This window comes from Acidimicrobiia bacterium, assembly GCA_040289475.1.
Lineage (GTDB): Bacteria > Actinomycetota > Acidimicrobiia > ATN3 > PSLF01 > PSLF01.
This window is the reverse complement of record PSLF01000013.1, coordinates 1-11687: the sequence shown is the minus strand read 5'-3', so window position 1 is coordinate 11687 and position 11687 is coordinate 1. Positions and strand designations below refer to the sequence as shown.

Genomic DNA, 11687 nt, shown 5'->3' with positions numbered 1-11687 from the left:
CGGTATGTCATCAAAGCCGTGCATAGCCCGCTAGGGCCAGGACGACAATGAGAGCAACCGATGCCGCCACATCCATGCTAGATGTGACCAAAGGGGTGCCGTGGTTATCAGGGTCCAGACCTATGCGATACGAGGCTATCGCTCCGTAGTAGGCGACCACCGCTGCAAAGATAGTCGCCAATAATCCTGCGCCCAAGGTGATCCCGAGCATTGCCAGTACTCCAGGGCTCTCTGCGCCGATGACCGCCGATACGACGGATGAGGAGACTCCGAGAATCAGGTATACAGGAATAGACAAGATGAAAAGCAATGCGAATTCAGGGAGAGCTTCGAGGGGATATGGACTCGGTGAAATGATTCCGGCGTGGAGACGGGATGACAGCCTCGCCGCCAGCATCGAGCCCAAGGATCCCGAATCTTCCAGAAAAGCTGGGAGCATAACTAAAAACGCCGGGAAAACCAAGAAAGTCTCGACTCTTTTGTCGAGTGTTACGCCAGCAACGATGTCCACGATGGCAGCCAAAACCAAAACAGGAATGGATTCTTTAACTATTCGACGCGCTCTAGCATTACCATGCGACAGCTCCCATGCCACGACTGCGCATGCACTGAAAAGCACAGCTGTCGCCACCAACGGAGTGACATAGGGAATTCGAGCCAAGTACGAGGCTACTACTAGCGACGGAAGCGTGACTACGTCGCCAATGAACGTTACAAGCGGGGGGGATACGTAATCGAGATCCCAGCCTTTCCGGGCGGACACGATCGCTATAAACACGGTTATAACGAGGAGTACAGCTGATGCTAATACTCCACCCACGACGCTGATCACCATAAAGTCCACAGTGGAGATGGCGGTTACCCCAAACGCCACACATGCAATCCTGGCCATAGGAGCCATTGCGACGCTCAGGACAAGAGTATTCACTGTGGCAGCTGATACGTTGTCACCCAGAACTGCCCCGCGTCTCAATGCGGGTTCGAAGGCTCCTAAGTGAAGTGCTGTCCCGAGGCGAGATCCCATAGCGGCAAAGATGTTTCCTCGCATTCCGATAGCAGGAGGGATGAGGATCAACAGCCCCGGTAGAGCCTCTAGTCTGCCAGTAATCGATCCAAGGACGGCACCGGCAAAGAGATCACCGAGCGAGGATGCTAGGTTAGCCGCAAATCCCTGTGCGAGAGAGCGAGACTCGCGTTGTACAAGAGCTGTGATCGATCCAGCTAAGGACGCGAGCGCCCTTAGCGGCCGCAGAAACGACCGCGCCGAAGCAGGTATTAGGGGTAGATTCTTCGTCCATCCGCGCCGCACTACCCTGCTCCAAAAGATTCGGGAGCCCGGATTTGGGCGATAATCGCCGGGCGAAGAGTATCAGAGCCAGCACTCCTCGTCCGGTCAGAAACCCACCGGACCCAATCTGAGTAATGTCGTAATCAATCCATAGAACGCGAGCTGAGAGCCCGAAGGAGGTCACCGGCGTCTGGTGTAGTCTCTCTATACTCGTAGAACCTGGTAATTCTAGGCCCCTCAAGCCACTCGAGCAGAGGATCGGACAACACGTTGGAGTCCATCAACTCCAGGATTTGCTCTCGACTAGCCCACACCGCATCAACAACCACGCCATCGGGATCCGCCAATCTCAACTCTCCCTCGAAAGATGCAGCTGAGAACACATATACGGCCAATTGAAGCTTGATTGGGACGAAAATCCGGTGTACCACATAAGCCAGACCTTCCCACTCGGTCACCTTCAAACCTGTTTCTTCTTCCACCTCTCTTTGGGCCGTGTCAACGAGAGTCTCGTCTGGGTCAAGGATGCCTGCTGGTACCGTCCACTCGCTCTTCCCTCTCCACGGCCTCAGGTTCTCAACGAGAAGCACCCGATTATCGGATTCGAGAAGCGCAGCGGAGACCATGAGATGGCGCCAGTATCGGTTCTGATACGATGACAACGCTTACCTCCGTCCGGCCTGATACCGGATTACTTGCATGATTGCCCGTCTCGAATCGACACAATGAATCCTAACCGAGCCAGTCACTCCCGAATTACTTTCGGCGATGCAAGCCATTTAGTTCTGGGGGGAACTTACATCGCTTACCGAGCCGCCGGTTCAGGACCCCTTACAGTACTGGTACCGGCCCTGCAAGAAAACTCGCTCGTGTTCGCGTTCCAGCTCAGGAATTCCGAAAAACTCGGCCGTGTTGTTGCGTTCGACCACGTGGGCTCTGGCGAGTCGGACAGGCCTTCGATACAGTACCGCCCGGTGGACTACGTAAGATACGGAGTCAGGTTCTTGGACAAGCTTGTACAAGAGCCTGCCAGGATTTGTGCGCACCGAGATGCTTCTGGCCTCGCAGTTGCCTTAGCACTCCTCAGACCCGAAAAGGTAACGACCCTGGTGCTGGTGAATCCAGAACTTTTAGGGAGATCCCCCGCGGGGGGCATCGCATCGAGTTTTCGCACCGTCGAGCAGGCCAGACTGGCCTCCAACAACACTCGAATTGGGCAGTATCTTTCAGGACTGCGAATCAGCCTCGACGCTAGATTGCGGTTTTGGCGGATAGCCCGAGCGGCACGCGGACGGAACGAGGCGCTGCGTTACTCGTCCCTTCGAAATTACCTCGCCTTACCAGGTACGAAAACCATTGGGATAAGAATGCGAACCCATGTGGCAAATTGGAGCGAGTGGACATCCCGCTTGAGCGACGTATCGGTTCCAGTCCGGGTCGTGGTCGGGCAGCGCGTTCGCTCCAAGTGCGCGTTCTCACTCCGAATCATAAAAAACGAAGTGCACAGGTCGGAGATAGTAGAAATCGAAGGGACCGGATGGTACCCAATGATCGAAGCTCCCGAACGGTTCGAAGCAAGTGTTTGGGGAACGATTCCAAACGAAGGGAGTTTTAGACCAGGTGCGAAAGGATAAATGAGCCCCGAGGTCAAGACCGTATACAGCGCAGTCGTGGCCTTGATCGGCGTGTGGTTCTGGATCTGGTCGATAGTGGATACGGCGTTGGCAGACAGTTCCAGATTTGCATCTGCAAACAAAGCAGTGTGGGTAACGCTTACGACCGCGCTGCCCGTTCTTGGAGGCATGATCTATCTGGTGGTTGGGAGGAATTTTTTTGCTCCGGGGAGACCCAGCGGGTGATGGCATCAGAACACTACCTGGATCACGCCGCCGGAACGCCTCCCTTCGAACAAGCAGCAGCAGTCGCAGCCGAACTTACAATGGCTTTTCCCGGCAACCCATCGGGCTTGCATAGACGAGCCAGGGCGGCCGCCTCACTCCTTGAGGAGGCAAGAGAACGCATATCTGCGGAGTGTAAAGCGTCACCATCCGGAGTGATTTTTACCTCCGGGGGGACCGAAGCGGACAATCTCGCAATCAAAGGGATCGCTTTTGCGAAGCGAGACGAAGGACTCGATCACATCATCGTTTCCTCGATCGAACACCACGCTGTGCTCGACTCAGCCAAGTGGCTCAGTACTCAGGGGTTCCGAGTAGAACTCGCGCCTGTCGGGCCAGACGGCGTAGTCGACGTAGCAAAGCTGGCGAACAGCCTAACTGAGTCCACTGGATTGGTCTCGATTATGACGGCCAATAATGAAACCGGTGCAATACAGCCCATCCCGCTCATAGCCGAGGTCGTCCGTGAGCGAGCCCCCAGAGCCGTAATTCACTCTGACGCCTGCCAAGCCTTCAGCAGTCGGCAGATCGCCCTCGGAGATCTTGGAGTCGATGCTTTGAGTCTGAGTGCCCACAAGATCGGCGGGACTCAGGGCGCGGGAGCTGTCGTGCTAAGGGATGGCGTGCGAATCGAGAAAATCGCTCATGGCGGTGGCCAAGAGCTAGGGAGGCGGGGTGGCACTCAAAATGTAGCAGCGATAGCCGCATTCGGAGTTGCTGCGCAGCTGGCAGCAGCTCGGCGCGCCGATTTCCTTCGCCAAGCTGCCTTCCTCAGGGATCTTTTAGAGTCGCAAATCTTAGACATCTACCCTGAAGCATTGATAAACGCCTCCACAGTAGAACGCTTGCCCAACATCTTGAACGTAACGCTTCCGGGAGTGTTGGCCGAGGACATCCTAGTTTTGCTAGACCGCAAAGGTGTGTACGCCTCAACCGGATCTGCTTGTACCTCGGGTACAGCCCAGCCGTCTCACGTTCTCTTGGCAATGGGCCTCGCTCCCGAACTAGCACGATGCACCCTGCGCATTTCGTTCGGACACACTAGCACTTTAGAGGACGTCAAGGCAGCCGCCGATGCCCTGGCGGAGGCTGCGAGCTTGTTGAGCGGTAAAGAGCCCCCTGCCATGCAAAAGGCTCCCATACCCAGAGCTAAGGTAGCCCGATAGCTGCAACAGGACAAGAGGAGGCAATCAACCTCGACATGAGGCGTGTGATGGTCGCAATGAGCGGTGGTGTCGACTCGTCTGTCGCAGCAGCACTGCTGAGTCAAGCCGGCTACGAAGTAGTTGGCGTTACTCTCAAGCTATGGGGAGGGGCTGGAGAGTTTGCGGAAACGGGATGCTGCACGGCCGCTGATGCCGCCGACGCCCGGCGGGTAGCTTCACAGCTCGGGATCGACTACTACGTGTTCGACTTTGTTGATCCCTTCACGCGCGCAGTCGTAGATCCCTTCGTGGAAGCGTATTCGAAGGGACTTACGCCCAATCCTTGTGTGGAGTGCAATCGCGCCATCAAGTTTTCAATGCTATTGGAAAAAGCTACCCACCTGGGATGTGACCTGCTGGCAACCGGCCACCATGCTCGGGTGCGACACACTAGCCGACGAAGTATTGAGGGTAAGTGTTCCCAACAAAGGGCAGAGTCCGACTACGACACAGGCACAAATGCAGATCGGTACCAGCTGCTAAGAGGAAAAGACAAGTTCAAAGATCAGAGCTATGTCCTATACATGCTCGACCAGGAATCGCTCTCGAAGCTGCTATTGCCTATCGGCGAACTGACCAAGGCAGAGGTTCGCTCTATAGCCGCTAGTTTAGGGCTAAGGACTGCCTCGAAGCCAGAGAGCCAGGACATCTGCTTCGTTGGATCCAGAAGCGTTAGCGAGTTCGTATCGGAGAGAGCAGGAAAGTCCAAGTACTTAACCTTGGTCGACCAGCATGGAAACGATCTAGGGCAAACGGTTCTGGCCACCCTTACAGTTGGCCAACGGAGAGGCTTGGGGGTCTCGCGGGGATCGCGTATGTACGTAAAGAAGATTCTGCCAGATAAAAGAATAGCCGTCGTCGCGCCCAAAGAAGACGTTTACGAGAAGACGATCACCGTAACCGATTTCAACTGGATATCGGCCAGCCCGCCTAAATCTCGAATTTCGGCCGAAGTCCAAATCAGGTACAACGCTCCCGCCGTCAAGGCGTCGATCGTCGTTACTGGCGAAAGCGAGGTGCGTGTCGAATTCCAGCAGCCCGTATGGGCACCAGCCCCTGGCCAAATTGCAGTCGCATACGACGGGGACGAGGTATTGGGCGGAGGAGTGATTACCGAAGAGCACCAAGAAAGTGATATCTACCTACAGTCGTAGCTATTGGCAAGCCGGCGACGGATCTCGTTTACTCCTAGGAACTGGCTGCACTATCTAATCACTATCTAATAATGAAGTACTTTGCCTCCGGATGGTGCACCACTACAGCGGAGACCGACTGCTCGGGCTGGAGTTGGTACTCCTCCGACAGCTCCACGCCTATCCGCCCCGGCTCGAGCAGCTGGAATAGCTTATGCTGATCCTCCAGGTTTGGACACGCTGGATAGCCAAACGAGTACCTCGATCCCCTGTATCCTTGCTTGAAGATACCGGCTAAATCGCTAGAATCTTCTCCAGCTATCCCCCATTCCTCCCGCATACGCTTGTGCCAGTACTCCGCGAGAGCCTCCGTCATTTCTACCGAGAGACCGTGCAAGAAAAGGTAGTCGCGAAACTCTCCCGACTCGAAAAGTTCGTGGGCTTTTTCGGTGGCCCTTGGCCCCATCGTGGCTATAAAAAACCCGACATAGTCGAGGTCGCCGGAGACTACAGGTCTGAAAAAATCGGCGAGACAAAGTCGCCGCTCGGAGGGCTGGCGAGGAAACTCGAACCGCACCAGCTCCTTGCCTGGAGCGGTCGGATCGTACACGATTAGCTCGTTCCCTTCTGAGTTGGCAGGCCAGTAGCCGTATACGACCTGTGGCACGAGAAGCTTCTCTTTCTTGGCCCTATCGAGCCAGGATCGAAGAGCAGGTTCTGCGACTTCTTCGATGAGTTTTTTGTACTCTTCCTCCGACCTAGATCCCCTTCTGAACTGCCACTGGTTCCTGAATAGTGCCGTGCGGTTTAAATAATTAGCAATCTCGTCAAGACTAAGTCCTTTCACAATCCTGGAGCCCAAGTGTGGTGGGGTGGGAATGTCCACAGTTGTCGAGACATCGGATCTTGTGCGCTCTTTAGTCTCGGGGCCTCCTTCTCCTTTTAGCACAGTCTCCCGAAGGGTCGAGACTCGGGTCGTGGGCACCCTCCCAAAATCTTCCGGCAAATTGCCCGAGCGTTTACCTTCGATAAGCTTTTCGACGGTGTGCAATCCCTCAAAAGCATCCTTTCCATAAAAGAGGCGACCTTTATAAACTTTTCGCAAGTCCGCCTCTACATAACTGCGAGTTAGGGCTGCGCCTCCCAGAATCACAGGCCACTCGGTAAGTCCCAGGCGATTCAACTCTTCGAGATTCTCTTTCATGACCTGAGTAGACTTTACGAGTAGCCCCGACATTCCCAAAACGTCGGCATTATGTTCCTTCATAGCCTTGACCATCTCCGAGACTGGAACTTTGATTCCTAAGTTGACAGTCTCGTAACCGTTGTTGGAAAGAATGATGTCCACCAAATTTTTGCCTATGTCGTGAACATCGCCTTTTACCGTGGCCAATACCACCTTGCCTTTGCTTTGTCCATCAACCCTTTCCATATGAGGCTCTAGATAGGCCACAGCGCGCTTCATACACTCGGCTGACTGCAGAACGAAAGGAAGTTGCATCTTTCCTTCCCCGAATAGATCCCCCACTACTTTCATGCCCTCGAGAAGAAATTCGTTGATAATTCGCAACGGATCATAGCGCTGAAGAGCTTCGTCTAAATCTGACTCCAGTCCCTGGCGATTTCCATCGATAATTCGACGCTTTAGCCTTTCTTCAATGGGAAGAGATTTGAGGTCCTCTTTCTTTTCAATTACCTCTTGTTGCCCCTCGAACAAGGCCATGAACTTTTGAAGTGGGTCGTATCCATCTCTTCTACGATCGTAGATCAGGTCCTTGGCAACCTCAATCTGCTCCTCGGAAATTTGACTCAAGGGAAGGATTTTTCCGGCGTGAACAATAGCCGCATCTAATCCCGCCTGGACAGCCTCGTGCAAAAAGACCGAGTTGAGAACTGGACGAGCCACCGGATCCAATCCAAACGAGCAGTTGGAAATCCCGAGAATGGTATATACCCCAGGCAGCTCATCCTTGATTCGACGAATTGCTTCGATGGTGTAAAGACCATCCTTTCTGAGGTCTTCCTGCCCAGAAGTGAGAGGAAATGTAAGCGCATCAAAGATGAGGTCTTGGGGTCGAAGACCATACTTTTCTGTCGCCAACTCGAATATTCGATGTGCCACCCGAAGCTTCCACTCGATCGTTCGGGCCTGGCCTTCCTCGTCAATGAGCAGCGCAATACAGGCAGCTCCGAATTTCTTGGCTAGAGGACATAGCTTGGCAAGCTTATTCTCGCCATCTTCAAGATTTATGGAGTTTATAACTGACCTTCCGCCTAGCTTTTCAAGTCCTGCCTCTATGACAGCTGGTTCTGTCGAGTCTAATACGATCGGAATAGTGGATTGGGTGGCCAACCTCGAGGCTAGCTCGCTCATGTCGGATGCGCCGTCACGCCCTACGTAATCCACGCACACATCGATTACATGGGCCCCTTCTTTTACCTGATCTACTGCTATAGATACACAGCTGTCCCAATCTTCCGCGAGCATGGCCTCTCGAAATTTCTTGGATCCGTTGGCATTTGCCCGCTCCCCGACAATCAAAAATGAGGTTTCTTGACGAATCGGAGTAGCCGAATACAAGCTCGACAGCGACGGCTCTAAGACTGGATGGCGACTCGATGGAGTTTTGTCTCCCACAGCCTCGGATAAAAGCCTTATGAACTCGGGAGTCGTTCCACAGCAGCCACCTACTGCATTCACACCGAGCTCCTCCACGAACATAACGTGATAAGAGACAAATTCTTCTGGCGAAAGCGGGTAGCGAGGACCGTCCTCCGAGAGCTCGGGCAATCCCGCGTTGGGTAGAACGCTTATCATCTTCGGGCTCATGCGGGACAGGGTACGCACATGCTCAACCATCTCTTGCGGGCCGGTCGCGCAGTTTAGACCCAAACAATCAATGTCGTAGGGCTCGAGCGCAACGATGGCCGCTGCCATCTCGGTACCCAAGAGCATCGTCCCCGAGGTCTCGATCGTTACTTGTACTATCACCGGCACCCGCCGACCAGTTCTGCGGAATGCCTCTTCTGCCCCGGCAATAGCGGCCTTGGTCTGGAGGATGTCCTGGCATGTCTCTATATGGAGAGCATCAACTCCTCCTTCGATAAGAGCTGACATCTGATCCGCATAAGCACTCTCTAGAAATTTGAATGTTGTCTGCCCCAGGCTAGGAAGCTTCGTTCCGGGTCCAACAGATCCGGTAACGAAACGGGGTCTGTCGCTGTAGGACGCCGCGACATCTTTTGCGAGCCGGGCTGCGTTGTAGTTAATTTCGTAAACCTTGTCCTGGGCGTCATATTCGGCTAGCACCACCGAAAAAGCCCCAAATGTATTGGTCTCAACCGCGTCTGCCCCAGCGTCGTAGTAAGAAGCGTGAATCTCAGCGATGATGTCGGGGCGAGACAGGTTGAGAATTTCGTTGAAGCCCTCTTGCCCCCAGTAGTCGTCAGCGGTTAGGTCTCGAGCCTGGATTTGAGTCCCCATAGCGCCGTCGAAGACGACCACTTTTTCTTGACACAACTCCAGAAAATCACTCATGGCTTCTGAAGATAGCTAACCGTGAAAGATTAGGAGCGGACGTTTCGTAGGCATGCGATTTTCACTACCCATTGAGCTGTGGGAATAAAGCAAAAAGATGCAATCACCGGCGAGCCATTCTGCAACAACGCGCCGAGCAGAACGTTAACTTCACTTCCCGCCAGCCGCTCTCGCCACAGCCAATCTCAGCTGTGCGAGATTGAACGGCTTGGCCACGACATCCGAGAATCCCTTTTTCTTGAAGTCTTCGGCGATCGTGTCGTCGACGTATCCCGAAAAGGCAATTGCCTTTACCTCTCTGTCGAGCTTTCTTAGCTCCGCTAAGGTCGCCGATCCGTCGAGTCCTGTACGCATAACCGAGTCAAGCACTACAACGTCGTATGGCTTCCTTTGCTCCAAAGCTTCCCTGAACTTCTCTATCGCATGGATTGCATCTTCTGCAACCTCGACGTCCCACCCCGCCTCTTCCAGCGCGAGCTTTGCAACCTTTCGTACGCCAGCCTCGTCGTCCATAACCAACACTCGCAGGCTCCTCTCGGAAGCGTCGGCGATCGATGCTGCTACCTTTTGCTCGCCCTTGCCTACTCGCACAACCTCTATGTCCGCCGCGGGCAGGTATACCAATGCAACCGTACCTTGTCCCAACGTCGAAGATATGCTCATATGCCCGCCGTGACGCCGGACGATTGAAAACGTCGTGGATAGCCCTAGGCCTGTTCCGGCTGGCTTTGTCGTGAAGTACGGATCGAATACCTTCTCGAGATTCTCCGGGGGAATTCCTACACCCTGATCCTCTACGATTACCTTGACAAAGCGGCCGCCTCCTAGGTAAGGACCCGCTGTCGGATCCCCCTCGGTTACGACTAAGTTTTCTGCCCGCACCGTAATGCATCCGCCTCCGGGCATCGCCTGTTCTGCGTTCAAGAGCAGGTTATTGAAGGCCTGTACCAGTTGGTTCTCGTCTCCGAGAACAGGCCAAAGATCGTCCGAGATGTGAACGACATGCTCGATGTTCTTACCAGCGAGCGCGAATGCAACGGCCTGGCTTATCACCGACTTTAGATCCACGGCTTTTGGCTCGTGTGGAGCGGGTCTAGCGAAAGAAGCCAAACGGTTAGTTAGCTCTCTGGCTTGTAGCGCCGCGGTTTCGGCCTCTTCTAGAAACTCCAGCACAGATCCATAGGCAGCCTTTTCCTTTGCCAGACCGAGGTTTGCAAGAATTGCGGCCAGCATGTTGTTGAAATCGTGAGAGATCCCGCTAGCCATGAGGGCCAAAGACTCGAGTTTTTCGAGGCGGATCCGCTCTTCGTCACGACGCCTTTCCTCTGTAGTGTCTCGCATACTCAAGACAGCACCGAAGACGCGTCCCTCTCCCGCTTTGATAGGTGCGTAATGGGCAGCTACTTCGGTAGTCGAGCCGTCCTTGCGACGCAGACGTAGACAGGTCCCTACATCTATAGATATCTCGCGCTCGATCGAACTGGATGCTAGCGTGGTTACGTCGATTTCACCTGAAGATCCTTCATTTGTCTCGAACACCACGACCTCGCCCAGCTGCCGTCCGATCGCGGATTGCTTGTCCCATCCAGTAAGCCGTTGGGCGGCTTCGTTGAAGAGCACGATTTTCATCGAGGAATCTGTTGCTATAACTGCGTCACCGACAGCCTCGATAGTCGCTTTCAAAAGTTCTTCTTCAGCAGCTAATGCCTCTGTAGCTTTGACCCGGTCGGTGATGTCCGTGCCGACAGCCGCTACTGCTACGACCGCACCTGAATCGTCTTTGATCGGTTCACAGCAGAACTCGAATACCCGGCCACAGATTCCGGTCTGAAAGCAAGACCGTTCTCCTGCCATACATTTACTGAGGTGCTGAGCGACATCTGTTTTTGCGGAAAAGAAATCTGATACGTGGGTGCCGACGATCGCTTCAGGCCGGACATTGATGTCGTTCAACGCCCTGCCCCTAACCATTCGGAAGATTCCATCAGGATCTACCAGAGCGAAGATAACCGGGGCATTGCACACCAGCCAGTCGAGAACAGGCTCGCTGACCCCGTGTATCATCTGCGCCAGCGCAGCACCGATGTCGTCGACTGAAACTTGAGGCTCGCTCATAACCGATCCCTCGGGTCGGCAAGCTTTTTGATCACTTGTTCGGATTTTACTTTGAATTATAGGTACCAGGTAGCCAAAGAGGTCGTGGCGCGTGAGGGTGTCTAGTAAAGACCTTTGCCATGGGCTGTTGAGACAAGTAAAGTTTGCTACTCGCAATCAGCATTGCCCAGACAGTGCAACCCGGCCAGAGTGCTTTGTCTCTCGCTTGATTCTGTGGAAGGAAAGGAGTGCGCTATTTCATCCCCCGTCCCCAAAACCAAAGAGCCTAAGCCAAGGCTCGGCGAGATCCTCGTCTATGAGCCCGACAGGGCTCAGGGTATTCTTTACAGCCTTAGAGAAGGCCGTATACTTCCCTTCAAGCTCGCTGATTCTCCTGGGCTTCCAGGCGACATTCTAAGGCCGGGCATCCAGGTGCACTTCATTGCTGTTACGGACGACGCAGGAGGTTACAAGGCAGTCAACCTCAGCTTGGAACCAGTAGCTTCCCTGGACGCAAGGCTTCGATACGTT

The 11687-nt window shown here is 54.2% G+C and carries 9 protein-coding genes; 5 read left to right on the top strand and 4 right to left on the bottom strand.

Going from position 1 to position 11687, the window contains the following annotated elements; translation table 11 throughout:
- Positions 1–10: 10 nt before the first annotated feature.
- Together C4318_07430 and C4318_07425 are read right to left on the bottom strand one after the other, a co-directional pair.
- On the bottom strand, positions 11–1309 hold the full coding sequence (locus tag C4318_07430) for a divalent cation transporter (protein MER3454969.1): 1299 nt from the start codon (positions 1307–1309) through the stop codon (positions 11–13).
- 122 nt (positions 1310–1431) lie between these two features.
- Entirely contained in the window at positions 1432–1950 is a 519-nt protein-coding gene (locus tag C4318_07425) for a DNA mismatch repair protein MutT (protein ID MER3454968.1), read from the bottom strand.
- 207 nt (positions 1951–2157) lie between these two features.
- Here C4318_07425 and C4318_07420 point away from each other — a divergent pair, with 207 nt between their 5' ends.
- Genes C4318_07420 through C4318_07405 form a run of 4 tightly spaced genes read left to right on the top strand, consistent with a single transcriptional unit; the run spans position 2158 to position 5545 of the window.
- Entirely contained in the window at positions 2158–2922 is a 765-nt protein-coding gene (locus C4318_07420) for a hypothetical protein (protein ID MER3454967.1), read from the top strand.
- Positions 2923–3147, top strand: coding sequence for a hypothetical protein (locus tag C4318_07415; GenBank protein ID MER3454966.1), 225 nt, complete (start codon positions 2923–2925; stop codon positions 3145–3147).
- Positions 3147–4352: a cysteine desulfurase NifS gene (locus C4318_07410; protein MER3454965.1), complete on the top strand. Its 1206-nt coding sequence runs from the start codon at positions 3147–3149 to the stop codon at positions 4350–4352. The genes C4318_07415 and C4318_07410 overlap by 1 nt, the downstream gene beginning before the upstream one ends.
- Before the next feature lie 35 nt (positions 4353–4387).
- Positions 4388–5545 carry a tRNA 2-thiouridine(34) synthase MnmA gene (locus C4318_07405; GenBank protein MER3454964.1) on the top strand — a complete coding sequence of 386 codons (1158 nt, stop codon included), beginning with the start codon at positions 4388–4390 and terminating at the stop codon, positions 5543–5545.
- Positions 5546–5606: 61 nt separating this feature from the next.
- Here C4318_07405 and metH read toward each other — a convergent pair whose 3' ends face one another.
- Positions 5607–9062: a methionine synthase gene (metH, locus tag C4318_07400; protein ID MER3454963.1), complete on the bottom strand. Its 3456-nt coding sequence runs from the start codon at positions 9060–9062 to the stop codon at positions 5607–5609.
- Positions 9063–9212: 150 nt separating this feature from the next.
- Complete coding sequence (locus C4318_07395; GenBank protein ID MER3454962.1) at positions 9213–11177, bottom strand: hypothetical protein; 1965 nt, start codon at positions 11175–11177, stop codon at positions 9213–9215.
- A 114-nt stretch (positions 11178–11291) separates the two neighbouring features.
- On the opposite strand from C4318_07395, the gene C4318_07390 reads away from it, so the two are divergent.
- A partial coding sequence (locus tag C4318_07390) for a hypothetical protein (protein MER3454961.1) occupies positions 11292–11687 on the top strand: 396 nt, incomplete at its 3' end.

Coding starts and splice junctions, on each gene's coding strand:
- C4318_07415 (MER3454966.1), top strand. CDS start 2,923: ATGAGCCCCGAGGTCAAGACCGTATACAGCGCAGTCGTGGCCTTGATC.
- C4318_07410 (MER3454965.1), top strand. CDS start 3,147: ATGGCATCAGAACACTACCTGGATCACGCCGCCGGAACGCCTCCCTTC.
- C4318_07405 (MER3454964.1), top strand. CDS start 4,388: ATGAGGCGTGTGATGGTCGCAATGAGCGGTGGTGTCGACTCGTCTGTC.
- metH (MER3454963.1), bottom strand. CDS start 9,062: ATGAGTGATTTTCTGGAGTTGTGTCAAGAAAAAGTGGTCGTCTTCGAC.
- C4318_07395 (MER3454962.1), bottom strand. CDS start 11,177: ATGAGCGAGCCTCAAGTTTCAGTCGACGACATCGGTGCTGCGCTGGCG.